Here is a 25,081-nt window from a genome sequence, read left to right as displayed (position 1 = left end):
TATGGAAGCAGCTCTTTCAGGCCTCATGGCTCTGGCTGACCCAAACCTTCTGATTCTGATCGCTTTTGCGACGCTTGGTGGGGTTCTCGTGGGTGCATTGCCAGGTCTTAATGCAACGACGGGCGTCGCCCTCCTGTTGCCCTTTACTATCACCATGGATCCGATCCCCGCGATTGCGATCCTGACAACGATCTACTGCGCTGCGACTTTTGCGGGCGCAATCACGGCCATCTTGATCAATACGCCGGGAACGTCAGCGAGCGCGACGACCTGCCTCGATGGTTATCCGCTAGCGCAGCGCGGCGAGGCCGGGCGAGCGCTTGGAATTGCTGCGGTCTCGTCGACCCTTGGCGGTATCATCTCAGTTGTCTGTTTGATGCTTGCCGCGCCCCTGATGGCGAAGGCGGCCTATAACTTCGCGCCCCCGGAATACTTCGCGCTGACCTTGTTCGGCATGTCAATGCTAGCAACGATTGGCGATGGGTCTCCGGTCAAAAACGTGATTGCAGGTGCCTTCGGTGTGATGCTTGCCACAGTCGGTATTGACCTGCTGACCTCCATCGAACGCTTCACCTTTGGTTATAATGAGCTGAGCGAGGGCATTCCCTTCGTTCCGGTCATGATTGGCGTCTTCGGTATTTCTGAATTGCTGGTGCAGGCCGACAGGCTGCATATCAAACGCAAGCAGGTGATCATGAAGTCGATCCGCCTGCCAAGCAAAGAGGACTACAAAAAGGTCTGGCGCACAATCCTCAGATCGTCCGGTATTGGCACGTTCATTGGTATTTTGCCAGCTGAGGGCGCAACGGTTGCCTCGATGATTGGCTATAACGAAGCGCGGCGCTGGTCCAAGACGCCGGAAGAATTTGGCAAAGGCTCGCTGGAAGGCATTGCGGGTTCGGAAGCAGCCAACAACTCAGCCACTGGTGGCGCGATGGTGCCAACCCTTGCTCTGGGTATTCCGGGTAGCCCCACCGCTGCTGTGATCCTGGCTGGCCTGATGGTGCATGGCCTGCGTCCCGGGCCCACCATGTTCACCGAGCAATCGGATTTCGTCTTTGCGATCTTCTGGTCGATGCTGTTGGTCAACATTCTGTTCTTCGGTGTTGGCCTATGGGGCGCAAAGCTTTTTGCCCGTGTCACGTTGATCCCGATCCAGATCCTGTGGCCCATCGTGTTCATCTTCTCAATTGTGGGCGCCTATGCGCTTGAGCAATCGATGATGGATGTCTGGATCGCTATTGGAGCCGGAATTGTCGGTTTCTTCATGCGGCGCTATAGCTTCTCCGTTGTTCCGCTGTCCATTGGTCTGATCCTTGGCGGCATGTTGGAAACGCGCCTTGGGCAATCCATGGTCATGCTCGACGAGCAGTGGTGGCTGATGTTCACCCGCCCACTTTCCCTTCTGTTTTTCGTCTTAACGGCTCTGGCTTTATTCGGGCCGTTGGTTTGGGGGCTGCTGTTCAAGCAGCGCAAGCCGATTGAATCGACCGGAGAATAATGATGACAAAAATCAAATCCGTCCGTACCCGTGTCTGGAACTGGAAGGGCAAGACCGTTCCGCCGCAAGGGAACTTCTGCACAAATGCCTCTGATGCGCTTTATGATCGCGGTGATGCCATGGGAAGCTTCCGCTTCCACCAATGGCTGACCTGTGAGGTGGAAACCGAAGACGGCACCATCGGCATTGGCAATGCGGCCCTTGCGCCAAACTTGGTCACGGCCGCGATTGACGAATACTACGCCCCCATGGTGATTGGCGAAGATCCCTTCGACTATGCCTATCTTTGGGAAAAGATGTACCGCAAGACCCATGCCTGGGGCCGCAAGGGCGTTGGCATGACCGCAATTACAGCTATCGACATTGCGATCTGGGATTTGATGGGCAAGTTGACCGGCAAGCCGGTGTTCAAGCTGTTGGGCGGTCGGACCAAGGAAAAGATCCCGGTCTATTACTCCAAGCTTTATGCCGACAACATTGATGCCATGCAGCGCGAAGCGGAGGAAGCCAGGAAGAACGGCTATCAGGGCTTCAAGACCCGGTTTGGCTTTGGTCCCAAAGACGGCATGAAGGGCATGCGTGAAAACCTGAAACGGGTGGAAGCTGTGCGCGAAGTGGTCGGTTACGATGTTGATCTGATGCTCGAATGCTATATGGGCTGGAACCTAGATTACACCAAGCGCATGTTGCCCAAGCTGGAAAAATTCGAGCCGCGCTGGCTGGAAGAGCCGGTCATTGCCGACGATATTCATGGCTATGCAGAGCTGAACAAGGGACCGATCCCGATATCGGGCGGCGAGCATGAGTTCAGCTTGTTGGGCTTCCGCCAGCTTCTTGATCTGAAAGCTGTTTCGGTCATCCAATATGACACCAACCGCGTCGGCGGGATCACGGCTGCGCAAAAGATCAACGCGCTTGCCGAGGCCTATCAGGTGCCGGTCATTCCCCATGCGGGCCAGATGCACAACTACCATCTGACGATGGCCAGCGTGAACTGCCCTATCTCCGAGTACTTCCCGGTTCATGACGTGGAGGTCGGAAACGAGCTGTTCTATTACATCTTTGACGGCGACCCGGACGCAGTTGATGGTTACCTTGATCTGGATGACACCAAGCCGGGTCTGGGAATTTCGATTTCCGACAAACATCTGGACAGCTTTGAGGTAAGCGAATGACCGCGCGTTATTCCGGTATCTGGCCTGTCGCGCCGACACCGTTTCATCCAGACGGATCAATCGATGTGGAGGGCATGAAACGGGTGCTTGATCTCATGATCGACCAAGGCGTTGATGGCATCTGCATTTTGGCGAATTTTTCCGAGCAGTTCCTCATCTCAGATGAGGAGCGGGAAACGCTGACACGGCTCTCCTTGGAGCATGTGGCTGGGCGGGTTCCGGTGATTGTCACCATCAGCCATTTCGCAACGCAAATCGTAGTTGAGCGAGCGAAACGCGCCAAGGCGCAAGGCGCGGCCATGTTTATGATGATGGCGCCTTATCACGGAGCCTTGCTCAAGGGCTCGCCCAAGCAGACCTTCGAGCAGTTTCAGGCGGTCAGTGATGTCTGCGTGCCGATTATGGTGCAGGATGCGCCGCTATCTGGTGTTGATTTGCTCGTGCCGCTCTTGGTGAAGATGGCGCGCGAAATCGACATGGTGAAGCTCTTCAAGATCGAGTGCCCACAGGCTGCTGCGAAACTGCGTGACCTGATCGCCGAAGGCGGCGACGCGATTGAAGGGCCGTTTGACGGAGAAGAAGCCATCACGTTGCTGGCGGATCTGGACGCAGGCGCGACAGGAAGCATGACCAGCGCCATGATCCCGGATCAGATCAAGCCCGTGTTAACAAAGTATTTTTCCGGTGACCGGCAAGGTGCTACGGAAGCTTACGCGAGGGTTCTGCCGGCGATCAATCATGAGAATCGCCAATGCCGGTTCCGGTCGGCCAAGGCGGCCATGGTGGAAGGCGGCGTGATCAAATCCGATTTTTGTCGTCATCCGATTGAACCGCTGCACCCGGATACGAAATCCGGGTTGATGGATCTGATCCGACCGCTGGATCCGCTGGTCTTGAGATGGGGGAGATAGGCAATGAAAGAAGGATGGATGAATGCTCTGAAGGAGGAGGGGGCTGTGCGGCCTCGCCGGACGCTTGCCGAAGAAGCGGCCGATAACCTTCGTGAGTTCATCCTTCTGGAAAAGCTGGAGCCTGGCACAGCCATCCCAGAACGAGAACTGGCGGAGGCCCTTGGAATTTCCCGGACCCCACTTCGGGAAGCGCTCCGACAGCTGGAAAGGGAAGGGCTGGTGGAATACCCAGCCAACCGCCGACCAAGGGTGGCGGACCCTTCTCTTGAAGAGCTGACCCAGTATATCTCTGTTCTGGGCGCTCTTGAGGGGCTGGCAGGAGAAACAGCCTGTGCTGTGGCATCGGACAAGGAAATCGCTGAAATCGTCGATCTCAGCCATCAGATGACGGTTCAGTCCGATGTCATTTCGCAGCTGGATTTCTTTCGTCTGGATATGCGATTTCACGGCAGCATCGTCGAAGCGTCGCACAACGAACCGTTGATCGAGACACACCGACAATACAATGCCCGTTTGTGGCGCGCGCGCTTCCTGTCTTCACGCCAGGAAGACCGCCGGCAGAACACGCTTTCCCAGCATGTTGAAATCACCACTGCTCTTCAAAACCGGGATGAGACGGCAACACGCCGTGCCTTGCGGGATCATTTGAAGAGCACGATCACGAACATAACGCGAATTCATACCCAATAACTTGCTCAATGCGAGGCGACTAATGAAACCCAAAATCGGGATTATTCCCGGCGATCCAAGTGGGATCGGTCCGGAGCTGATTGCACGTCTTCTGGCTGATACAGATGTCCGGGAAAAGGCCGACCTTCTTTTGATCGGTGACAGGCATGTTTTCGAACAAGGACAGGCCGTTGCTGGTGAAAGCCATGCCATGATCGAGACGGATGCGTCTCAAGGTGACTGGACAAAGCTCGATGGACTGGCTCTTCATGCCATGGACACCATTGAGGCCGATCACATCCAGGTCGCTGAGGTTACAGAGGCTGGCGGTGCGTCCGTCCTTAGGACACTGGATCAAGCGCTCTCTTTCGCGCAGAACGGTGTGATCGATGCGATTGTGTTTGGCCCGTTCAACAAGGCGTCCATGCACAAGGCCCGGATCGGCCATGACGATGAACTGCATTACATGGCCGAAAAGCTCGGCGTGACCAATTACATCTCGGAACTGAACACGCTGGACGGGATCTGGACCAGTCGTGTGACCAGCCACATTGCTTTGCGTGATGTCGCCGACACGATCTCCGAGGAGCGGGTGAATGAAGCAGTGCATCTCATTCACAACACGCTGCGCCGCTCCGGGTTGAAACGGCCCCGCATTTCGGTGGCAGCCATCAATCCGCATGCGGGAGATGGCGGCAATTTCGGAACCGAGGAAATTGATATTCTCGAACCTGCTGTCAAGAAGCTTGCCGCCACCCAAATGGCAGTGGATGGTCCTTGGCCGTCAGACACGGTGTTCTTGAAAGCGGTTGCCAAGGAAATCGACGCGGTCGTCACCATGTATCACGATCAGGGCCAAATCGCGCTGAAATTGCTCGGATTTGACCGCGGAGTGACTGTTCAAGGGGGCCTGCCATTCCCGGTTGCGACACCGGCGCACGGCACGGCCTTCGACATTGCAGGGCAAGGTTCGGCCGATGTAGGAGCTACCAAGGCTGCATTTGATATTGCGTGCAACATGGTCACGCATTGGGACCGGTAAGGGATCGACACAATGACTTTCAAACCTCATGGAAAACATCTGATTGCCGGAGAGTGGGTTGCTGCAGACCAGACGTTTTTGTCTGAGCCGGCAACGGGCGAACCTGATGCTATTTCTATTGGATTGCCTGCTCATATAGATGCAGCCGTGGAAGCAGCAGAAGAAGCGTTTTGGTCCTACGGTTATTCTACGCGCGAGGAGCGTGCGAAGTTTTTGAATGCGATTGCTGACGAGATCGAGGCGCACGGCGAGCAGATCACCGAAATCGGCATGAAGGAGACAGGTCTCCCGCAAGCTCGGCTGCAAGGCGAACGGGGCCGAACCACAGGTCAGATCCGTCTCTTTGCAAGCTATATTCTGGACGGTGCGTATCTGGATCAGCGCCATGACGAGGCTCTGCCGGATCGCCAGCCATTGCCGCGCCCGGATCTGAAATTGATCCAGCGCCCGATTGGTCCTGTTGCTATCTTTGGCGCATCCAATTTCCCACTCGCCTTTTCGACGGCTGGCGGTGATACCGCAGCGGCTTTAGCCGCTGGGTGTCCTGTGGTTGTCAAAGGCCATTCGGCCCATCCGGGCACCGGAGAAATCGTGGCGGAAGCCATCTTGGCCGCGATCAAGAGCTGCGGTATCCATCCCGGCGTCTTCTCCGTTGTTCAAGGCGGCAAGCGAGAAACCGGAACACGGCTGGTTCAGCACCCTTTGATCAAGGCTGTTGGTTTCACAGGAAGCCTTCGCGGAGGTCGCGCGCTTTTTGATCTATGTGCGTCGCGGCCAGAGCCGATCCCGTTCTTTGGCGAGCTTGGATCGGTCAATCCGGTCTTTATCCTGCCGGAGGCGGGGGCAGAGCGCGCCGCAACGATTGCAACAGCCTGGGCCGGATCACTGACTATGGGAGCAGGGCAATTCTGCACCAATCCCGGAATTATCGTGATCCTGAAAGAGCATGCAGACGCCTTTGCAGCTGCGGCGAAGGACGCCCTTTCGAGCATCGGGGCGCAGGTCATGCTGACGCCTGGCATTGCCTCTGCCTACCGCTCTGGCACCCAGGCCGTGCAAGAAGCAGCTAATGTCGAGCAGTTGCTCGCCACCGAAGCAGGTGAGCGGGAAGCCTCGCCGCAACTTTTCAAAGTCACAGCGGACGAATGGCTCAAGAATGAGAAGCTCGCTGAAGAAGTCTTCGGTCCTCTTGGCCTGATTGTTGTGGCAGACAGCGTGGAAGATTTCACCCGAATTGCGAAATCGCTAGAAGGTCAATTAACCTCAACTTTGCAGATGAATTCTGGTGATACAGAAGTCGCCCGTGATCTGCTCAAGTTCTTGGAACGCAAGGCGGGTCGCGTATTAGCAAATGCTTTCCCGACTGGTGTGGAAGTGGCGAATGCCATGGTGCATGGCGGACCTTACCCGGCTTCCACCAATTTCGGGGCGACCTCGGTCGGAACTCTGTCAATCAGGCGGTTCCTGCGCCCTGTCTGTTATCAGGACATCCCTGAAGACATTCTGCCAACACGATAAGACTGATTAGTCGGTCGCTGCACAGTCCCGTGTGGCGACCGACAGATTCCAGGCTGTGAATTCAGGTGGGCTGTCGATGATGCGCTTACGCTGCCTTGGACCCCCTCTTGGTTTAGGCCCTGATCTACTAGCCTCTCCTGTTTCAAATCCCAACAGAACAGCTTTATTTCGCTGACGTAAGTCGACTTTTGATGCAGTGTAGCCCCTGCAGCTTAACCTATGTGCAGCGAGAAGCCAACATCGTCAGTTGGCTGGATTTTCAGACGCATTGTTTTGGAGATGGACTGGGGCACGACATGCGCATTGTCGACAAAGTGAGCGACGCTGCTGGGCAAGCCGTTGCCGCGGTGATTGCAACGCCGCCAGGCATGTCTCAGCGAGATGCGCGGTTGTTGTCACTTTGCCGGGTCGGGATGATCGTTGGAACCAGCGTCCATGTTGGGCTCCAGATTACCATGATGGCGCTTGACCAGCCCGAAGTCGCGATCTTTAACGTGTTCGGCTTGGTGATGTTGATCAGCCCCACCTGAGTGGTCCGTTTTGATTGTTAGTGCATGACTGGGCTTTGGTCCATCCGGACGATGGTTTCTGGTGCCGGTGGTCGGTAGCCCAAGGCGCTGTGTGGGCGTTTGGTATTGTAATGTTTCCTCCATTGTTCAATCAGGATTTGTGCTTCCTTTAAGCTGTAGAAGATTTCACCATTGAGTAGCTCATCTCGGAGGCGGGCGTTGAAGCTCTCGCAGTATCCGTTCTCCCATGGCGAACCTGGTTCGATGTACGCGGTCTTTGCACCCACAGCGTTGATCCAGTCCCTGACTGCCTGAGCAATGAACTCCGGCCCATTGTCTGATCTGATGTAGGCTGGAACACCTCGCAGGATGAAGAGATCCGTTAGCACATCAATCACGTCGGTGGAGTTCAGATTTCGCTTCACCCGGATTGCCAGGCACTCTCGGGAATACTCGTCCAGGATGTTCAGTGTCCGGAACGCTTTTCCTTCATTGGTTCGGCAGTGCACGAAGTCATAGCTCCAGACATGATTGGGATACTCTGGCCGCAGCCGGACACATGATCCGTCGTTCAGCCAGAGCCGCCCTCTCTTCGGTTGTTTCATTGGCACTTTCAGCCCCTCTCGTCGCCACAGCCGCTCAACACGCTTGTCATTCACATGCCAACCAGCATCTCTGAGCAGAGCTGCAATACGCCTGTAACCGTAACGGCCAAACTCACGGGCGAGTGCGATCATATCCGCCACAAGATGTTCTTCGTCAGCACGCCCTGCTGGAGGTTTCCTCTGCGTAGACCGGTGCTGACCCAGAACACGACAGGTTCGGCGCTCTGACACGCCGAGATGCTGACGAATGTGATTGATGCAGGCTCGACGACGGGCGGGGCTCAGAAGTTTCCCTTTGCGGCCTCCGACAAGATCAACTTGTCCAGGGTCAGGTCAGACACTGCCTTGCGCAGCCGCTCGTTCTCTTTCTGAAGGCGTTTGAGTTCTTTCAGTTGGTCGGTTCCCATCCCACCATACTGCTTTCGCCACCGGTAATACGTCTGTTCGGTGATACGAACCTGCCGAATGGCATCAATGCGCGGCATGCCTTGGCCGACAAGGACTTCAACCTGCCGCAACTTCGAGACAATTTCTTCTGGCTTGTGACGTTTCGTAGCCATGTTGATCCTCCGTTTTCCTAAACATAACGATGGACCACTTCAAAGGGGGAGGATCATGGAATTTCTGCCCATATTGTAATCAAGCTTGCAAAATAATCACTCATCTACGGAAGTCCGGTCATCTCAAGCAAAATTGCAATCAAACAGATACGGATCGAGTGGACATCTAAACGAAGCCAAGATTGAGCAATGCGAACATCATACTGCTTGAATGACTTTTTTGTTCGGGATGATTATCGTTCGGTGCCTCCATACGATCGTCGCTGAAACCATCTGTAAACACATGGCGAGATGCTTGTCGTTTTGAGCGAACACATTCGTGATAGTCTTCGTTTAAGTCAGGTGCATCAGGGACAGCCAGAAAGACTTGGCGTCCGAAATCCGAGCACCGAGCCCAAACTCAAGTAAGCGCAGATCGGCAGGCGGTCCTTGATTTGGAGTTCCGCTTAGTTGGCTGACAAGCCGAAGAGCGTCTGCAAAACCGTGATCTAAAACATCAGGACCGCGTCGTACGATGGCCGTCCTCTTCTGCCAAAACGGCGAAGTTTGGCGAAATACGCGGCAAAAAAGATAGGAAGCAACCGGTTATTGACGAAGTCGGCGTGCAGTTTGCCAAACAATCTTCAAACTAAGATTAGATAGAACTGGCCTCCCATTCGAACAGCGGTGTTAAGATATATGGCAGGTAAACTGGCTGTTGCATTAAGGAATGGTGCGCCTCTCAGAATGAAACTGGGCACTCGGAGATCAGGATTTCCAGAATATATTGGCCGGAGGTTGTTTTCGGACGGCCGCCGCTATCTAGGAGCCAGGGACACCGGTTGTCCACGTTGTTGTTTTGCCGCACAGATACAATTTGTTGACACGCGCCCCTGCGCATATACCCTATCTAGTGTTCAAGGTCTGATGATTCCTTCCTGGGAACATCAGCGAAGAGGGAAGCCGGTGCGGAGAGAAACCAATCCCGGCGCTGCCCCCGCAACTGTAAACAGCGAGCCTGCATCCACTGTGCCACTGGGAAACCGGGAAGGCGGATGCACCCGGCACTGACCTGTGAGCCAGGAGACCTGCCTTGAATGGAAAAACGTCCACGGACGGCGGGTCCGAGGTGGCGAGAAAATGGGGTAATTGCCCCGTCGCGCCTCCGTGTCTGCCGTCATCATTTGATTGATCTCTTCGGGGTGCAAGACAACATGACCGTCACCGTTTACAGCAAGCCTTCCTGTGTCCAGTGCAATACCACTTATCGTGCGCTTGAACAGCGCGGCGTTGATTATCAGGTCATCGATCTGAGCCAGGACAATGATGCATTTGCGCATGTCCTGGCCCTTGGATATGCGCAGGTTCCTGTTGTCGAAGTCAGCGGCGACCACTGGGCAGGCTTCCGGCCGGACAAGATCGCAGCTCTCGGCTAGACCGTGGGGCAGCTGGCCTATTTTTCCAGCGCATCCGGCAACACTGACCGTTTCATACATCGCCTTGGCCATCAGGCCACTCGGATCCCGAGAAACAAGACAGAAGATTTGCCGTCTGTTCTGGGTCCGTTTGTCCTGATCACGCCGACCTTTGCAGATGGCGAAGGCCATGGCGCAGTGCCAAAGCAGGTGATCCGGTTTTTGAATGATGCGCGGAACCGGTCTTTTCTCAAGGGCGTCATCGCCACGGGAAACCGGAACTTTGGAAGCTACTTCGCAATCGCAGGGGATGTGATTTCGAAAAAGTGCAGCGTGCCGGTGCTCTACCGGTTCGAACTAAGTGGGACAGACACCGATCTTCAGCGTGTTGATCAGGGGATGACAAGATTTTGGAAACAATACTCCTAGAACCGCAGCAAGCGAGTGCGGAACTCGACTATCATGCGCTCAATGCGATGTTGAACCTGTATGACGAGAAGGGGCACATCCAGTTTGAGGCAGATCGACAAGCTGCCCGACAGTACTTCCTGCAGCATGTGAACCAGAACACCGTGTTCTTTCATTCCTTGCAGGAAAAGCTCGGCTATCTTGTGCGCGAAGGCTACTATGAAGCCGAAGTCCTGGAGCAATATGATCCGGCCTTTGTACAATCGGTTTTTGATGCAGCGTATGCCCGCAAGTTCCGCTTTCCAACGTTTCTGGGTGCATTCAAATATTACACCAGCTACACACTGAAGACGTTCGACGGCAAACGCTATCTCGAGCGGTTTGAAGACCGTGTTGTCATGGTCGCCCTGACCTTGGCGCAAGGCGATGAAGATTTAGCCATGCGGATGATGGACGAAATCATCTCCGGTCGTTTTCAACCGGCAACGCCCACGTTCCTGAATGCCGGCAAAAAACAGCGTGGCGAGCTGATCTCCTGCTTCCTTCTGCGGTTGGAAGACAATATGGAGTCCATTGGCCGGGGCATCAACTCAGCGCTTCAGCTGTCAAAGCGCGGCGGCGGTGTTGCCTTGCTCCTGACCAACATTCGCGAAGCGGGGGCGCCGATCAAGGGCATTGAAAACCAATCCTCTGGCGTCATTCCGGTGATGAAGCTGCTGGAAGACAGCTTCTCCTATGCGAACCAGTTGGGCGCACGTCAGGGAGCAGGGGCCGTTTATCTCAACGCCCATCATCCCGACATCTTGCAATTTCTCGACACAAAACGGGAAAACGCTGACGAGAAAATCCGTATCAAGACGCTGTCACTCGGAGTGGTGATCCCGGACATCACCTTCGAACTCGCCAAGCGCAATGAGGACATGTACCTGTTCTCGCCGCATGATGTTGAAAAGGTCTATGGCACGTCTTTGTCACAGATCTCTATCACCGACAAATACCGCGAGATGGTCGACGACCCGCGCATTCGCAAAAAGAAGATTAGTGCGCGGGGCTTCTTCCAGACGATCGCCGAAATCCAGTTTGAAAGTGGATACCCCTACGTTCTGTTTGAAGGCACGGCCAACCGCGCAAGTCCGGTTGACGGCCACATCAACATGTCGAACCTGTGTTCCGAAATCCTGCAGGTCAATGAAGCATCTGTGTTCAACGATGATTTGTCCTATGAACACCTTGGAACGGATATTTCCTGTAACCTTGGCTCTCTGAATATTGCCAAGGCGATGGATGGCGGCGATCTGGGCGCAACGGTTGAGACGGCGGTCCGCGCTCTGACGGCTGTGTCCAACATGAGCGCCATCGATAGCGTTCCATCCGTCCGGCGCGGCAATGACGAAAGCCATGCCATTGGCCTTGGGCAAATGAACCTCCACGGGTACCTCGCCCGGGAGCGCATTCACTACGGGTCTGAAGAAGGCATCGATTTCACGAATATCTATTTCTATGCGGTGGCCTATCATTGTTTGAGGGCATCGAACAAACTCGCCAGGGAGCAAGGCAGCAGCTTCAAAGGCTTTGAAAAAAGCCGTTATGCAGATGGCAGTTTCTTCGACAAGTACATTGAAAATGACTGGATGCCGGCAACAGAACGGATCGCAAACCTGTTCGAAACGGCCGGTATCTCCTTGCCCACCTGTGATGACTGGCAGGCCTTGAAAGAAGCGGTGCAGAGGGATGGCCTCTATAACCGAAACCTTCAGGCCGTGCCGCCAACAGGCTCGATTAGCTACATCAATAATTCGACTTCCTCAATCCACCCGATTGTCTCCAAAATAGAGATCCGGAAAGAGGGAAAGATCGGTCGCGTCTATTACCCGGCTGCTTACATGGATAATGACAATCTTGATTACTATCAGGATGCCTACGAGATCGGCCCCGAGAAGATCATCGACACCTACGCGGCGGCAACTCAGCATGTCGACCAAGGCCTGTCTCTAACACTGTTCTTCCGCGATACGGCGACGACGCGCGATATCAACCGCGCCCAGATCTATGCGTGGAAGAAAGGCATCAAGACTATCTATTACATCCGCCTGCGCCAGATGGCCCTTGAGGGGACTGAAGTGCAGGGCTGTGTGTCCTGTTCGCTTTAGGAGCGTTTATCATGACTATTCATCAGCCTCTTTCAGACATGAAACGTGCGGTTCCCCGTGCTGTGAACTGGAATCGCCTGCAGGACGACAAGGACCTGGAGATCTGGAACCGTCTAACGGTCAATTTCTGGCTGCCGGAAAAGGTACCGCTTTCCAATGACATTCAAAGCTGGGCGACACTGCACCCGGACGAGCAACAGTTGACCATTCGTGTCTTTACCGGATTGACGCTGCTCGACACAATTCAGAACACGGTTGGTGCACCCACCTTGATGCCGGATGCGCTGACGCCGCATGAAGAAGCAGTTTTGACCAACATCGCTTTCATGGAAGCTGTTCATGCGCGAAGCTACTCTTCCGTTTTCTCGACGTTGTGTCAGACGGCAGATGTCGATGAGGCGTTTCGCTGGTCTGAAGAAAATGAGCACCTGCAGGCAAAGTCCCGTTTGATCTTGGATGAATACGGCGCGGCTGGTTCGCCCTTGCGCAAGAAGGTCGCAAGCGTGTTCCTGGAGAGCTTCCTGTTCTATTCGGGCTTCTATCTGCCTATGCATTGGTCCAGCCGCGCCAAGCTTACCAATACAGCGGACTTAATACGCTTGATCATTCGCGATGAGGCCGTCCACGGCTATTACATCGGCTACAAGTTTCAGCGCATGCAGGAGACTTTGAGTGAAGCCGAGCGGCAGGAAATTAAGGATTTCGCCTTTTCTTTGATGTTCGATCTTTATGAAATCGAAGGCAAATACACCGAAAGCCTCTATGATGGTGTGGGCTTGACGGAAGACGTGAAACACTTCCTGCATTACAACGCCAACAAGGCCCTGATGAACCTCGGATATGAGGCCTTGTTCCCGGACAGCGTGTGCCAGGTCAATCCGGCCATCATGGCAGCTCTTTCTCCAAACGCGGACGAGAACCACGACTTCTTCTCAGGCTCCGGATCGTCCTATGTCATTGGCAAAGCGGTTGCGACAGAAGATGAAGACTGGGATTTTTGAAAAATCAGCCGCAACGAAACAAAATTGTAGTTTAAGACTCATCGTCTATTGTAATAACATTACATCATGATAATACCGGACTTTAATTCTCCAGTTATCCAAACCCGTCCCTTCAGGAGTTTAGTTCAGTGAAATTGTTTTCCACCCGGTCCTTTGTGTCAGCTGTTACCTGTTTGGGATTAATGTCAGCCGCCAGTTTGGCTGCCGTTACGACCAAAGCAGCAGCAGCCGAAAAAAATCTGCGAATTGCCGTTCCTTTCGGTCCTAAAAGCAGTGTTCCGGATCCGAGAGCGCGCCAAAATGGCTGGCTCAGCAACCGCGCGGGGGTTTCGGAAACCCTGATCGGACTTGGCTATGACATGACCATGCAGCCGCGTCTGGCAACGCGTTTTGAAAACCTATCCCCGACCGAGTGGAAAATTATCCTTCGAGACGATGTGCTCTTCCATGACGGAAGCAAAATGACCGCTGAAGATGTCAAAGCATCTTTTGAAAAACTCGATATCGAAGGTCATCCGGGGCACAACCCCCGTCTGTCCCGTCTGCTGGGAATTGAGAGAATTACCATCCAGGACCCGCACACGCTGGTGTTCAAGACCCAAAGTCCGAATTCTGCGTTTCTATGGTCACTGACCGAGCCATCTGCGGCTGTTTTGAAAGATGGCACAGATGAGCTGCCGCTTGTTGGTACAGGACCTTTTGTCTTCGTTTCGGCAGAAACAGAGAAATATTACGAGACCCGCAAGTTTGCTGATTATTGGGGCGGTGAGCCCAAGCTTGACACAATCACCATGGATGCGCTCTCAGATGCTGCAGTTGCGGCGCTGGCTTTGCGGTCGGGCGATGTGGATCTTGTTACTAACTATCCAGAACCAGACTTCGCAAAGCTGAAGGAAACTGGGGACGGGCAATTGTTCGAAGGAGAAACCACCCGTCTTTTCTTTTTCCAGGTAAAAACCTCAGAAGGCCCGCTGGCAAACAAAACCTTGCGGCAAGCAGTCTCTTTGGGGCTGGATCGTAAAACCATAGTGGATGCGGTCCTATCCGGTGTTGGCGGTGCGCCTGCAAACAGCCTTTTTCCAGCAACCATGGCTTCATGGGTGAATTCGGACCTTACCCTCGATTATGACCCAGAAAAGGCCATAACCCTTCTAGATGAAGCTGGCATCAAAGACACCAACGGCGATGGCAACCGCGAGCTGAATGGTGAAGAACTGGTCTTGAAGATCCGGTCTTATGAGGGGCGGCCTGCACTGCGGCCAACACTGGAGATAACCCAAGCTCTCCTGCAACAGATCGGGATCAATGCTGAAATTGCGATCGGCGAATATGATGCGAACAACAATGCCCTAAAGGCCGGTGAGATTGATATGCATCTTCAAGCTTGGGGCACGGCGCCTCAAGGCGACCCGGACTACTTTCCAAGTACACTTGTCGAGACCGATGTTAGCTACAACTTTTCAGGCTACTCCAACCCGGAGCTCGATGAATTGTTGGCGAAGGGACGCGCAGATTTCGATGATGAGCTGCGGAAGGTTCACTATGACCGGATACAGGAAATCCTCAATGACGACCTACCACTAATCCCGGTGTTCCACAAAACACAAGTATCCGTCGGAAATGGCATGATCTCCGGATATAGGATCCACCCGGCAGAAACATACCTCGTCACACCGGATTTGGACCTTGCCCATTAATTGCAATCCAATTCTGACATTGAAGAATCTGTCGGCCCGTATAGGCCGACAGACCATCCTTCACTCGGTCGACCTTGAAATCGCAGACGGCGAGTGCGTTGCGATTGTGGGGGGGTCAGGAGCTGGAAAATCAACGCTGCTTCGATGCCTTCTGGGCGTGACCCGCCCTGCACAACCCTATGCCGGTCATATGATTTTTGATGGCGTTGAAACTGATTTCACTCAAACAACCAAGACGACTAAACGCCCTGGTTTGGCTTATGTCCCACAGAACCCCGATCACGGTTTTGACCCGCTCAAACGTTTGGCCTGGCAATGGCGGCAGGGCGCTCGTGTTGTGGTTGGCACCTCACATGAAGCTGCCGATGAAGACAAGCTCGTCCAAGATTTAGGACTAAGAACACCTGATCGGGCTTTCCCATATGAGTGGAGCCGCGGCATGCAACAGCGATTGCTTGTTGCAATGGCCTTACTTGGAAGGCCGCGCCTTTTGGTTTTGGATGAGCCAACTTCTGCGTTAGATCCAATTATTGCCGCTCAGGTTTTGGAGACAGTTACAACCTATGCGAAGTCAAATGGCGTAGCCATTTTGATCGTGACACATGACTTGGCGCTCGCCGTTCGCCATGCATCTCGTACTGCAATCATGAGCGGCGGAAAAATCCATGAGTTTGGTGAGACACGCCAACTAATTGAAGATCCGCAAACACCCTATGGGCAATTGTTGGCAGCGAACCGTCTTTGGTGTCCTCAAGGAGACTTTATTGCTCCTTCTATGGCTGCGGAATAGACGCCACTATGCTGAACATTCAAAGACTTGGCCTTTCAATCAACGGCCAAACGCTCCTTGATGATGTTTCATTCACTGTCGAGCCTGGTGAAACGCTCTGCATCGTTGGAGAAAGCGGCTCCGGCAAAACAAGCTTATTGAAGTCTATTCAAGGCCTTATGCCTGCTTACTTTGAAGGGATTTCCTTTCAAGGTGATCGTCAAGCGGAAATTCGCCAAAAGGGTCAGTGGCGTGGGCCCATCGGCATGCCTGGCAGCCGATGGGTCATGCAAGATCCCATAGCTGCCCTCAATCCGAAGATCCCCTTGGGTCAATCCATATCGGAGAGCCTCTACAGGCGCAGTATGCCGAAAATGGATGTCGACGCGGCGGTTCGTCAAGCCTTGCTTGACGTTGAATTGAACCCTGATGTGGCCACAAGGTTGCCATCTGAAGTTTCTATGGGACAAGCCCAAAGAGCCTGTTTAGCACGTGCCCTGATCGCCAATCCGTCATTAATCCTCTTTGATGAACCCTTGAGTGCGCTGGACGCCGTGGTTCAGAAGCAGATCGCTGCTACGATGAAGCGCATCCAGCTCAAGTACGAAATTATGTATCTCATTGTCACTCATGACCTTGGGTTTGCATCCGCCTATGCAGATCAAGTGATGGTTCTTAAGAACGGCAAGGTGGAGGCCAATCAGACAGCGGCAGATTTCTTTCACGACCCGGCCAGCCCTTATTGCCGGGACCTTGTTTTAGCTGCACGCGCGCTCGGAAGCTTGTCCGGACCGGCAATTCCTTCTTCATATGAAAGGGGGGCAGACGTATGAAGCTACGTCAACAACGAAACGCACCTATGCTTTATGCAGTTGGATCAAGGCTGCTGGCACTCCTAAGCGTCTTGTTTGGTGTGAGCTTGATCAGCTTTGCCATGATCCACCTCTCCCCGGGCGACAAAGCACAGGCAATTGCAAAAGCCCGCTATCCGGAATCCCAGACTTTCCCAACGGATATTCTGAACGCCATCCGCGTGGAGTTTCACTTGAACGACCCCTTTCTGGTCCAGTATTTTCACTGGCTCAAAAATTTTTTGCAGGGCGACTTTGGACGGTCCTTTTCTTCCGGGGCAACTGTCTGGGAAATTTTCGTTGGAAATATCGGCGAAACCGCTATTCTAACGGTGTCGGCGTTACTCTTCGGACTTGTTTTGGCATTTCTTCTGGCGACGGTTTCTGTTTGGCGTCCGGGATCGTTCATTGATCGTTTTGCCGTCGCATTGGCATCTATTGGTGCCGCCATGCCGAGTTACTGGCTTGGTTTGCTTCTGATCATGTTCTTTGCTGCCCACCTTAATTGGCTGCCGGCATATGGAACTGGCTCGTTAAGCCACTTGATCTTGCCAACGCTGACGCTCGGCCTTTGGGTGACCGCATCGCAAACACGCTTGTTGCGTGCCTTTTTCCTTGAAGCGAAATCAGCCCCCTTTGTCGAAACACTTCGGTTGCGCGGTGTCAGTGAAACAGAGATTTTTTGGCGACACATCTTGCGTCACTCTGCAATTCCTGCCCTCAACATGATCGCACTTGATGTCGCCAGCCTGCTGGAAGGTGCAGTAATCGTCGAGATCATTTTTGCACGAGGCGGTGTCGGGTCACTTTTGGCGGGTTCGGTGCTGTCGCGCGATTACCCTGTCATCTTGTTTTTGGTTGTCTTCTTTGCACTGACCTATGTTGCTATTAACAGCTTGGTGGAATTATTGCAGGACTTGCTTGATCCGCGGAAAGGCTGGAGTTCGTCGATTACGTGCACCTCCGTCAACACGGAGCAAACGTCATGACATCCATTGAAACCGGGCACGATCACCTCCAACCTCAATCGAAACCCAGTCGAACCACAATAAACCGGCGTTTCAAACGAAGTACGCTTCTCATGCCGCTGGCCGTGGCTGCAATATGGTGTTCAGCTTTGATGTTGACACCGTATGATCCCAATGCAACCAATTTTCTGCTGCGTCTGTCTCCGCCGAGCAGCGAGCACTGGTTTGGAACAGACCAACTGGGTCGAGATGTTGCAACGCGCGTTCTTTATGGTGGTCTCTGGTCAATCGGCCTCGCCTTGGTGATTACATCCGTGGGCGCGGTAATTGGCACCATTATCGGTCTAACAGCGGGGCATTTCGGCCGCGCAGCGGACGTTGTATTGATGCGCGTCTCAGACAGCTTCTTCGCGTTTCCCGAGCTGATCGCAGCTGTAACAATAGCAGGGCTTTTGGGACCGAGTACGTCCAACATGGTTTTCGCATTGATTGCTGTCAGCTGGATGAAATACGCACGGCTGGTGCGCAGCCTGAGTGTCTCGATTTCCAATAAGGACTATGTGTTGCAGGCGCGCCTCAATGGCCTTCCGCCCGCGCTCATATTAAGCCGCCACATACTCCCCAATGTTCTGCCCAACCTCCTTGTTCTTTGGACAAATGGTTGGTCCCGCAGCATTTTATCAATCTCCGGATTGAGTTTCTTGGGTTTCGGCGTTCAGCCTCCCAATGCGGAATGGGGGGCTATGTTGCTTGACGGTAAGACCTATATGCAAACTGCCCCGCATCTCATGATCTTTCCCGGCCTTGCAATCCTTTTTGCGGTGCTGGCAATCAATTTAACAGGCGATCGGCTCCGCGACAGGCTAGATGGGCGCTGAACAAACAGTTCGGATTGAAATGACTATAACAGCAGACTTCCGGGGCATCAGCCTGCGCATTGGTGCCACCATTTTCTTCACGATCATGGTGCTCTTTATCAAATGGCTGTCTGACACTGTACCGGTTGGACAGTTGGTGTTTTTTCGCAGCGCTTTTGCACTGATACCGCTCGTTCTGTTTTTGATGTGGACACACGAATTCCCGAGTGGACTCAAGACAAGGCGCCCGTGGCGCCATGTGTTCCGGTGCCTTTTAGGCTGTGCGGCAATGTTTGCATCTTTCTCCTCCCTGAAATACCTGCCCTTATCCCATGCTTCAGTGATTGGGTATCTCGCACCGATTTTGGCTGTTGTCCTTGCTGCTGTTTTCCTGAAGGAAGTGGTCAGTGGTGCGAGATGGTTTGGTGTCCTTTTCGGGTTCCTCGGCGTACTCTGCCTGATCCTTCCAAATGCCAACACAGCCTCATTGGATGACACCTATCTGATTGGAGTTGGACTGGCGCTCGCCATGGCCATTCTCACGGCAGGCGCGAAGCTGCAGATCAGAAGTCTTGCGCTCACCGAAAATGCCGGAGCCATTGCATTTTACTTTGCCCTCACCTGCACAATTGCGGGACTGGCCACCCTGCCATTTGGTTGGGTTAGCCCAAGTTTCGAACAGCTCGGTCTTTTGGTGGGAGCAGGTATCGCCGGCGGCTTTGCTCACATCATGATGACCCTCAGCTATCAATGCAGCGAAGTCTCAAAACTGGCCGCATTTGAGTATCTCTCCCTGATATTCGCAGTCATTGCAGATGCCATTTTCTTTGACATCCTTCCAGCACCTGCCTTTTACGCAGCCGCCGCCTGCATCGTGCTGGCAACTGTCGTCGTCGCACTCAAGGACCGCCCCGCAAGGCCTCAGCCTGCTTAAACCCACGGAAGCTCACACCATGTACCGAACCGACACAAAACTCCTTTCGCTCGTATCTAAGGCCAGAAACTAGTTGACCTCCTCGCCGTTGGGCTGGTTGCTTTGTCATGAAGCTGCCGACGAGGCATGGGTGCGCTTGCTTATTCTTTTCCAACCGTGACGGCACCTGCTGTTTCACCTTAGCGAGCATGTCCTCGGCCTCTTCTCGTAACCCTTTGTCGGCAACGCGCCGATGCACTTCTTTGTGAGAACCCATGGGCATGAGCTGAGCCAATCCAGTTCCTAGGGCGCGTAGCACTTCAAGATCGATTGCAGTATGAATTGCAAGAGTGTGATCGGTGCTGAAGTTTCCAGCACCAGTGTCTGAACTCTCAGCGTAGAATCTTTCCCAAGAGGCGATGCTTTGGGTGTTAATCTACCTCGGACCTCCAAAGAGGTTTTCAGAATGGATGGTTTAAAGCCATCCTTCAAGATCTATCGTTAGTTTTCAGAATGCAATGGCCAGACGGCGCGCCTCTCGGAATGAAACTGGGCACTGGGAGATCAGGGTGCCTAGGGCAGGCAATCGACAATAGTGCCAATGAGTTAGTAGCTTCCAGAGAGCAAATTTACCGCCGCCCGGTTCGTCAGGTCACTGCGCAACCCCAAAGCGAATGATCGTTATCTTCAGCACATGAAACGTCGCCCTTGCTTTTCGTCGAATATCTGATCGGCCTGAAGGGAAACGAACCGTGTTCGTTTGTGGAACATGCAAAATGGGACCATTTCGACGTTAATCAGATTACTACGGGGTGCTTGCGCAGCTGTTTCTAACAATCAGATCGTCGCGCAGTTTGTGGATCTCCGACGGCATCGTGCGGTTGGAAAGAGTATCCAACAGCAAGTTCATCCCCAATTCGCCGATCCGCTGGCGGGGTTGGCGGATCGTGGTAAGCCCGGGAGAAAAATTGCTCGCGAACGGGATGTCGTCAAAGCCAATGACTGAAAAATCATCGGGTATGCGATAGCCGCGCAATTGCAAAGTAGATATCACGCCAACAGAGATGTTGTCGTTAAAGCAGAAAAAGGCCGTTGGCACTTCGCCCTTGATGAACAGCCGCTCGACAACCGCGCGGCCACTTTCTGCTGTTCCGTCGCCGTCCAGCCTCCAGTCCCGAAGTTCGTTTTTGAATTCCTTGAGACCCATTTGGTATCCCGCGTGACGGAGGTCACTGCGTATATCGGCAGTGCCTCCGGAGATATAGGCGATTTTTCGATGCTCCAGCGAAATGAGATATTCTGTTGCCAGCTTTGCTGCAGAAACATCATCTATTCCGACATAACTAATTTGCGTGTTAGATGTGATCTATATGAATTCTATACTCCTACGACCGAATTGGCCGTATTTGAGGGCGAACATCAGCCAGTGGTCGCAATGCGTGATCTTTCTATTTTTTTCTGGAGAATTGAATTGGGAAATATCGGTTTAGGTCATTCCAGAAACCAATCAGGCACTTCATTGCCACCACAAAGAACGACGCAAATTCTCTCTTGCTTTTCGGGTATATAAGCTCCAGAGGTGAGTGCCGCCAAGGCGACGGCACTGCCGGGCTCTCCAATCAGGCGCGTGGCCTCCCATAGACGGGACGCAGCCTCAAAAACAGCACTGTCGGGAACGATCACGGCGTCATTCACGTAGTCTTTGATCACAGCATAGCTGTCTACACCAAGACGTGGCCCTCCGAGTGAACTTGCTGCTACGCCGCTTGCACCGACGTCAATATCAGGCCCTTCTCGAAGGGACCGTTCCAATGTGTTAGTCCCCTCCGTCTCAACAGAAACCACTTTGATCCGATCCTGGGCCCAGGCGGCGACGCCGCCGATCAAGCCACCACCACCGGTAGAAACAATAATCGTATCGACGCCTCCCTGATCCATGAGGGTCATCTGCTTTTCAATCTCATAGGCGATTGTGCCCTGACCGGTGAGCGTTGGGATTGTGTCATAGGGGTGCACAGAAAGCGCGCCGGTGGCATCGGCATAGGCGGCATATTCTTCCATACAGGCGCCTACAGAGCCTTCGGTCATCACCACTTCGGCCCCAAAGTGGCGCATCCGCTTCAGCTTTTCTTCTTTCGCTATGAGGGCAGGTACAAAAACTCGGCTATGATGGCCCAGGGTGGTTGCCGCATAGGCAACCGCTGCACCATGGTTTCCGCCAGAGGCCGCAACGACGCCGGTTTCTGGAACATCTCGGGTCAGCATGTTGAAAAACGCACCGCGCACTTTGAATGTGCCTGTTCTCTGGGTGTGCTCCAGCTTGAAGCTCACGGCGCATGGAAGGCCAAGTGCTTTGGCCTCGACTTCCAGCATTGGTGTCTTACGGAGGTAAGGGGCGATCAATGGGGCAGCAGCGGCAATGGTGTCTGGATTGGGATACATGATTTCAGCAGGATGATTGTTCCCGTGGGCGGTGTCAAATGTGGTACGCAGAATTTTAAAATTCCGTCCGACGGTGTCAGAGGCCAGTGCAGGGATCAGGCGGCGTGGATGCGGCTAGCTGCCTCTTGAACCGTCAGGTACGTCACGATTGGAAACGAAGGAAAGCCCCTTGACTATCACGATAAGTCTATGAAATTTAACAAACTATCGTTTGATAGTATTTTACAAATGATGCTTCAAGCGTAACGCAGCAAAGTTCTATTGTAGTCATTGGCTATTCCGACGATCTCCTCCTAAATAACCTTGTATTCCTTGAGCGAGACGACACGGAAATTGTCGCTGATCGTGTCGCGGAACTCTTTCCAATTATCAGGCAGCGTCTTGCGAAAAAAGCCCAGTATGGCCTCAGTGAATTGGCCAAAGGTAGCGTAGTGCCGATTGTATGTCACCCATTTGTGCATGACACCCCAAAGGCGTTCAATCGGGTTCAGATGGGGCGCATATGCTGGCAGAAAGTGCAGCTTTACCTTGCGCTCTGGGCTGTCCAGCCATGGCTGCAGTATCTTGGCGTGATGATAGCGCGCGTTGTCCACAAACACATGAATGGCCGTCATTGTCGGGTTGTTGTGCTCCAACTTTTCCAACATCTGTTTGCTCGTCTGCGCGTTGATCTTCTCACCCTCAACAAAGGTGAAGTGGAAGGTCTCAAGATCAAGCGCGCCTTGTATGTTGAGCCGCTTGCGCCCCGATGATGCCTTCAGAGCGGTCTTTTGACCCTTGGGGAACCAGCCATGGGCAGGCCGGCTTTGATGCTCTGGGTGGACAGCATCAGAAAACACAACCATCTCATCTACGGCAAGGCTCTTCATTAGAGCCTCATAGTTAGCAATAAACGCAGCCTGCGTGGCTTCATCAGCCTGTGAGGGCAGCAATCTTGGCTTTTTATACTCGAACCCCAAACGGCGCATCAGTTTGGCCGCACCCGAAGGGCTGTAGCTCTGACCATATTCAGCCAAAACATGAGCGCAGACCTCATCGACATTGCGCGCAGGGTGTTCGCTGAAATGAGCCTTTACAGCCTGCTCTTGATCCACCGTCAAATACCGCTGCCGTTGGCTGTAGTCCTTCAAGCCAAAGAACGACAGCCCCGCACCCGCAAAGGCAAAACGCCATTCCGTCAGAACCGTAGGCCCTATATCTAAAATCTCGCAGACAAGAGCGGCATCATAGCCTGCATCCAACAGAAAAAACGCACGTGCGCGTTTCTAGACAAGGGCATCAACTTTACGACGGCGGCAAATGGCGTCAAGCGCAAGGCGTTGTTCGTCAGTTAGCGAAATCGTTTTTGAGGGCTTTTCGTTCATCGCCCCACAATGCACACCAATCAATGCTATGACATGTGGCAATTTGAATCAAATGGCCCGCAAAATCAGGCCAATTCAGTCAAAGGAGTATAGATTCCTTGAGCCATTGAATCCGCAGCTGAATCGGCTCAATCTGCTGCTAGTTTGATACTATAGACGGTTGCTTGGGCATCACGAACGTCGTGATAGCAATGATGCTGGACGGACCAGCGCGATCCAGGCTGTCAGACCGCCCGCGATCAATGCCTTCACAATATCTCCGGGGATAAATGCGCTGACCAGAAACGTCGATTGAACCAGTGTTTTGTCCAATGCGATGGACAATCCGACAATGCCGAAAATGTACATCACGCCAATTCCACCAACAATAGAAGCAAGGCTAGCAGATAACATCAACGGGGCGGATCGCCACCGCTCCACGATGCAGCCTGTTGCAAACGCCGCAACCGGCCACCCAATCAGGAAACCAGCTGAAGGGGAAACAAAGAGACCTAATCCCCCCCGGCCACCTGACAAGAGCGGCAGTCCGATTGCTACGAGGACAAGAAACAAGAGCACGGCTGAAGTGCCCCTTCTCGCTCCAATAACAGTTCCACACAGCATCACACCAAGACTTTGCGCCGTTATTGGCACGCCAAAGCCCAAGGTGATTTTCGGAATGATCCCCAAAACGGCAATCAAAGCTGTAAACAGGGCGACCTGCGCCACACTTCTTTCCATGATCAGTCTCCTTCGGCTGCAAGGCCGCCCCGCGCCAACAGAGCGTCCGCAACATGATCTGCGTCATCAAGCGCGATGAGAAAGAGAGGCAGAATGATCCGCCACGAAGGGCGCTTTCGAGAACGGGCACACCAACTCACGTGAAGGGCCTGCGCTCTCTCAATGAGGACCGGGATCATTCGCACAACGAGTACAAATACGATTTCCAAAGTCTTTGGTGGAACACCAAGACGACGTACAATCGGCCTGACAAATTCCGTGCTGTCAGCAAATTCGGACAAGGGCGTTGTCATCGTCACCAAATTGGCGAGGCCAATGGCCGATATCAGCCTGAGGGAGACGATTGCGCCTTCCTCGAGGGTACCCGTCACAAAGTGAAAAATGGCAAGCATCAGTCCGAATGGCCATAGCCTCCAAAGAGCCTGAAGTCCTGATCTGAAAAATTGCCAGCCAGGCAGAAGGTAAATCAAAATCACGATGACGAATGCGGCGACTTGACCCGTCAAATTTTCAAGGAAAAACAACCCGCAGGTCGCGGCGCCAAGGCCCGTAATTTTCGAAGTTGCAGGCCAATCGTGCGCCTGAGTTCTAACTGGCGAGGACAGCGAGATCATCTCGTCCTCCCAAATCCTGCATTCTGCTGAGATATGCAGGAAGCACCTCACATCGAGAACCGACCTCACATATCCGCCCTTCCTCGAGCCACAAAAGCTGAGAGGCATCTTCCAGATCCAGCGGGTTATGGGAAATGTGGAGGATACGCCCCTGAAACCGCGTCAGGTGGCGCTTGAGCTGGGCAATTGTCGGGATGTCGAGGCCGGCGAAAGGTTCATCAAGGATAAGCAGCTTTGGCGCCATGGCCGTGATCGCCATGATACAAACCAGATGTTTTTGGCCGTGAGATAGAGTTGATATCGACGCATCCCGCCAATGGCTTTTGTCAAACCGAAGAAGGGTGCGATCCACAATATCGACGGCTTCATTTTTTGATTGACCCTGTTGCCTCAATCCGAAGGCAAGTTCCTCCCGGACTGTTGGGAAAATGATCTGATGGTCG

The 25,081-nt window shown here is 53.5% G+C and carries 23 protein-coding genes, 1 pseudogene and 1 riboswitch; of the genes and pseudogenes, 17 read left to right on the top strand and 7 right to left on the bottom strand.

Translation table 11 applies throughout. The features are described from left to right. The first annotated feature begins 1 nt into the window (after window position 1). The 7 genes from TRICHSKD4_RS15200 (at window position 2) to TRICHSKD4_RS15170 (ending at window position 7,346) form a co-directional block, all read left to right on the top strand. Window positions 2–1,501: a tripartite tricarboxylate transporter permease gene (locus TRICHSKD4_RS15200; RefSeq protein WP_009467761.1), complete on the top strand. Its 1,500-nt coding sequence runs from the start codon at window positions 2–4 to the stop codon at window positions 1,499–1,501. Next, a complete protein-coding gene (locus TRICHSKD4_RS15195) occupies window positions 1,501–2,676 on the top strand; it encodes an L-rhamnonate dehydratase (RefSeq protein WP_305809628.1) in 1,176 nt (391 codons plus the stop codon). The genes TRICHSKD4_RS15200 and TRICHSKD4_RS15195 overlap by 1 nt, the downstream gene beginning before the upstream one ends. Beyond that, a complete protein-coding gene (locus tag TRICHSKD4_RS15190) occupies window positions 2,673–3,587 on the top strand; it encodes a dihydrodipicolinate synthase family protein (protein ID WP_009467759.1) in 915 nt (304 codons plus the stop codon). Before TRICHSKD4_RS15195 ends, TRICHSKD4_RS15190 begins: the two co-directional genes overlap by 4 nt. Before the next feature lie 3 nt (window positions 3,588–3,590). Beyond that, window positions 3,591–4,277 (top strand): GntR family transcriptional regulator, encoded by a 687-nt coding sequence (locus TRICHSKD4_RS15185; protein WP_009467758.1) that lies wholly within the window; start codon window positions 3,591–3,593, stop codon window positions 4,275–4,277. A gap of 22 nt (window positions 4,278–4,299) precedes the next feature. Beyond that, window positions 4,300–5,298 carry a 4-hydroxythreonine-4-phosphate dehydrogenase PdxA gene (locus tag TRICHSKD4_RS15180; RefSeq protein ID WP_009467757.1) on the top strand — a complete coding sequence of 333 codons (999 nt, stop codon included), beginning with the start codon at window positions 4,300–4,302 and terminating at the stop codon, window positions 5,296–5,298. A gap of 12 nt (window positions 5,299–5,310) precedes the next feature. Further along, entirely contained in the window at window positions 5,311–6,816 is a 1,506-nt protein-coding gene (locus TRICHSKD4_RS15175) for an aldehyde dehydrogenase (NADP(+)) (protein WP_009467756.1), read from the top strand. A gap of 296 nt (window positions 6,817–7,112) precedes the next feature. Continuing rightward, window positions 7,113–7,346 carry a hypothetical protein gene (locus TRICHSKD4_RS15170; RefSeq protein ID WP_139052155.1) on the top strand — a complete coding sequence of 78 codons (234 nt, stop codon included), beginning with the start codon at window positions 7,113–7,115 and terminating at the stop codon, window positions 7,344–7,346. A gap of 17 nt (window positions 7,347–7,363) precedes the next feature. On the opposite strand, the gene TRICHSKD4_RS29410 is transcribed toward TRICHSKD4_RS15170, so the two are convergent. Next, a protein-coding gene (locus TRICHSKD4_RS29410) for an IS3 family transposase (RefSeq protein ID WP_085979609.1) occupies window positions 7,364–8,490 on the bottom strand; the annotation gives its coding sequence in 2 pieces (ribosomal slippage) (window positions 7,364–8,226 and window positions 8,226–8,490; 1,128 coding nt in all). Window positions 8,491–9,372: 882 nt separating this feature from the next. Further along, a riboswitch (cobalamin riboswitch) is annotated at window positions 9,373–9,580 on the top strand. 103 nt (window positions 9,581–9,683) lie between these two features. Here TRICHSKD4_RS29410 and nrdH point away from each other — a divergent pair. The 10 genes from nrdH (at window position 9,684) to TRICHSKD4_RS15110 (ending at window position 19,519) form a co-directional block, all read left to right on the top strand. Continuing rightward, on the top strand, window positions 9,684–9,905 hold the full coding sequence (nrdH, locus tag TRICHSKD4_RS15155) for a glutaredoxin-like protein NrdH (protein WP_009467752.1): 222 nt from the start codon (window positions 9,684–9,686) through the stop codon (window positions 9,903–9,905). 3 nt (window positions 9,906–9,908) lie between these two features. Continuing rightward, window positions 9,909–10,313 (top strand): class Ib ribonucleoside-diphosphate reductase assembly flavoprotein NrdI, encoded by a 405-nt coding sequence (nrdI, locus tag TRICHSKD4_RS15150; RefSeq protein ID WP_009467751.1) that lies wholly within the window; start codon window positions 9,909–9,911, stop codon window positions 10,311–10,313. Then, on the top strand, window positions 10,295–12,442 hold the full coding sequence (gene nrdE, locus TRICHSKD4_RS15145) for a class 1b ribonucleoside-diphosphate reductase subunit alpha (protein ID WP_009467750.1): 2,148 nt from the start codon (window positions 10,295–10,297) through the stop codon (window positions 12,440–12,442). The genes nrdI and nrdE overlap by 19 nt, the downstream gene beginning before the upstream one ends. Before the next feature lie 11 nt (window positions 12,443–12,453). Further along, window positions 12,454–13,443: a class 1b ribonucleoside-diphosphate reductase subunit beta gene (gene nrdF, locus TRICHSKD4_RS15140; protein WP_009467749.1), complete on the top strand. Its 990-nt coding sequence runs from the start codon at window positions 12,454–12,456 to the stop codon at window positions 13,441–13,443. Window positions 13,444–13,571: 128 nt separating this feature from the next. Continuing rightward, a complete protein-coding gene (locus TRICHSKD4_RS15135; protein ID WP_009467748.1) occupies window positions 13,572–15,140 on the top strand; it encodes an ABC transporter substrate-binding protein in 1,569 nt (522 codons plus the stop codon). Then, complete coding sequence (locus TRICHSKD4_RS15130; protein ID WP_208993105.1) at window positions 15,130–15,930, top strand: ATP-binding cassette domain-containing protein; 801 nt, start codon at window positions 15,130–15,132, stop codon at window positions 15,928–15,930. The genes TRICHSKD4_RS15135 and TRICHSKD4_RS15130 overlap by 11 nt, the downstream gene beginning before the upstream one ends. Before the next feature lie 8 nt (window positions 15,931–15,938). Beyond that, entirely contained in the window at window positions 15,939–16,742 is an 804-nt protein-coding gene (locus tag TRICHSKD4_RS15125; RefSeq protein ID WP_083782804.1) for an ABC transporter ATP-binding protein, read from the top strand. Then, window positions 16,739–17,749, top strand: coding sequence for an ABC transporter permease (locus TRICHSKD4_RS15120; protein ID WP_208993104.1), 1,011 nt, complete (start codon window positions 16,739–16,741; stop codon window positions 17,747–17,749). The genes TRICHSKD4_RS15125 and TRICHSKD4_RS15120 overlap by 4 nt, the downstream gene beginning before the upstream one ends. Next, the gene (locus tag TRICHSKD4_RS15115; RefSeq protein ID WP_009467744.1) at window positions 17,746–18,606 is read left to right on the top strand and encodes an ABC transporter permease; all 861 of its coding nucleotides are present in this window, start codon (window positions 17,746–17,748) and stop codon (window positions 18,604–18,606) included. The genes TRICHSKD4_RS15120 and TRICHSKD4_RS15115 overlap by 4 nt, the downstream gene beginning before the upstream one ends. Before the next feature lie 19 nt (window positions 18,607–18,625). Then, the gene (locus TRICHSKD4_RS15110) at window positions 18,626–19,519 is read left to right on the top strand and encodes a DMT family transporter (RefSeq protein WP_040616993.1); all 894 of its coding nucleotides are present in this window, start codon (window positions 18,626–18,628) and stop codon (window positions 19,517–19,519) included. A 784-nt stretch (window positions 19,520–20,303) separates the two neighbouring features. Here the strand turns inward: TRICHSKD4_RS15110 and TRICHSKD4_RS15100 are convergent. From TRICHSKD4_RS15100 to TRICHSKD4_RS15075, 6 genes and pseudogenes are all read right to left on the bottom strand, one after another. Then, window positions 20,304–20,831 carry a LacI family DNA-binding transcriptional regulator gene (locus TRICHSKD4_RS15100; RefSeq protein ID WP_256377407.1) on the bottom strand — a complete coding sequence of 176 codons (528 nt, stop codon included), beginning with the start codon at window positions 20,829–20,831 and terminating at the stop codon, window positions 20,304–20,306. 158 nt (window positions 20,832–20,989) lie between these two features. Next, a complete protein-coding gene (locus TRICHSKD4_RS15095) occupies window positions 20,990–21,940 on the bottom strand; it encodes a threonine/serine dehydratase (protein WP_009467740.1) in 951 nt (316 codons plus the stop codon). 293 nt (window positions 21,941–22,233) lie between these two features. Then, window positions 22,234–23,193: pseudogene (locus TRICHSKD4_RS15090) on the bottom strand (IS630 family transposase); the annotation flags it as partial. Window positions 23,194–23,475: 282 nt separating this feature from the next. After that, a complete protein-coding gene (locus TRICHSKD4_RS15085; protein WP_009467737.1) occupies window positions 23,476–24,024 on the bottom strand; it encodes a biotin transporter BioY in 549 nt (182 codons plus the stop codon). 2 nt (window positions 24,025–24,026) lie between these two features. Further along, window positions 24,027–24,638, bottom strand: a complete 612-nt coding sequence (locus TRICHSKD4_RS15080) for an energy-coupling factor transporter transmembrane protein EcfT (RefSeq protein ID WP_009467736.1) — start codon at window positions 24,636–24,638, stop codon at window positions 24,027–24,029. Continuing rightward, window positions 24,613–25,081, bottom strand: a 469-nt coding sequence (locus TRICHSKD4_RS15075; protein WP_040616991.1) for an ATP-binding cassette domain-containing protein, incomplete at its 5' end; no start/stop codon positions are given. The genes TRICHSKD4_RS15075 and TRICHSKD4_RS15080, both read right to left, overlap by 26 nt.

Origin of the sequence: Roseibium sp. TrichSKD4 (assembly GCF_000148725.1) — a bacterium.
GTDB lineage: Bacteria > Pseudomonadota > Alphaproteobacteria > Rhizobiales > Stappiaceae > Roseibium.
Note: the sequence above shows the minus strand (reverse complement) of the source record. Positions and strands in the feature narration are given on the sequence as shown.

What these genes read in the sequence shown, in the direction of transcription:
- TRICHSKD4_RS15175 (WP_009467756.1), top strand. Translation starts at nt 5,311, where the DNA reads ATGACTTTCAAACCTCATGGAAAACATCTGATTGCCGGAGAGTGGGTT.
- TRICHSKD4_RS15180 (WP_009467757.1), top strand. Translation starts at nt 4,300, where the DNA reads ATGAAACCCAAAATCGGGATTATTCCCGGCGATCCAAGTGGGATCGGT.
- TRICHSKD4_RS15200 (WP_009467761.1), top strand. Translation starts at nt 2, where the DNA reads ATGGAAGCAGCTCTTTCAGGCCTCATGGCTCTGGCTGACCCAAACCTT.
- TRICHSKD4_RS15085 (WP_009467737.1), bottom strand. Translation starts at nt 24,024, where the DNA reads ATGGAAAGAAGTGTGGCGCAGGTCGCCCTGTTTACAGCTTTGATTGCC.
- nrdF (WP_009467749.1), top strand. Translation starts at nt 12,454, where the DNA reads ATGACTATTCATCAGCCTCTTTCAGACATGAAACGTGCGGTTCCCCGT.
- TRICHSKD4_RS15190 (WP_009467759.1), top strand. Translation starts at nt 2,673, where the DNA reads ATGACCGCGCGTTATTCCGGTATCTGGCCTGTCGCGCCGACACCGTTT.
- TRICHSKD4_RS15185 (WP_009467758.1), top strand. Translation starts at nt 3,591, where the DNA reads ATGAAAGAAGGATGGATGAATGCTCTGAAGGAGGAGGGGGCTGTGCGG.
- TRICHSKD4_RS15170 (WP_139052155.1), top strand. Translation starts at nt 7,113, where the DNA reads ATGCGCATTGTCGACAAAGTGAGCGACGCTGCTGGGCAAGCCGTTGCC.
- nrdH (WP_009467752.1), top strand. Translation starts at nt 9,684, where the DNA reads ATGACCGTCACCGTTTACAGCAAGCCTTCCTGTGTCCAGTGCAATACC.
- TRICHSKD4_RS15080 (WP_009467736.1), bottom strand. Translation starts at nt 24,638, where the DNA reads ATGATCTCGCTGTCCTCGCCAGTTAGAACTCAGGCGCACGATTGGCCT.
- TRICHSKD4_RS15110 (WP_040616993.1), top strand. Translation starts at nt 18,626, where the DNA reads ATGACTATAACAGCAGACTTCCGGGGCATCAGCCTGCGCATTGGTGCC.
- TRICHSKD4_RS15125 (WP_083782804.1), top strand. Translation starts at nt 15,939, where the DNA reads ATGCTGAACATTCAAAGACTTGGCCTTTCAATCAACGGCCAAACGCTC.
- TRICHSKD4_RS15120 (WP_208993104.1), top strand. Translation starts at nt 16,739, where the DNA reads ATGAAGCTACGTCAACAACGAAACGCACCTATGCTTTATGCAGTTGGA.
- TRICHSKD4_RS15195 (WP_305809628.1), top strand. Translation starts at nt 1,501, where the DNA reads ATGATGACAAAAATCAAATCCGTCCGTACCCGTGTCTGGAACTGGAAG.
- TRICHSKD4_RS15095 (WP_009467740.1), bottom strand. Translation starts at nt 21,940, where the DNA reads ATGTATCCCAATCCAGACACCATTGCCGCTGCTGCCCCATTGATCGCC.
- TRICHSKD4_RS15115 (WP_009467744.1), top strand. Translation starts at nt 17,746, where the DNA reads ATGACATCCATTGAAACCGGGCACGATCACCTCCAACCTCAATCGAAA.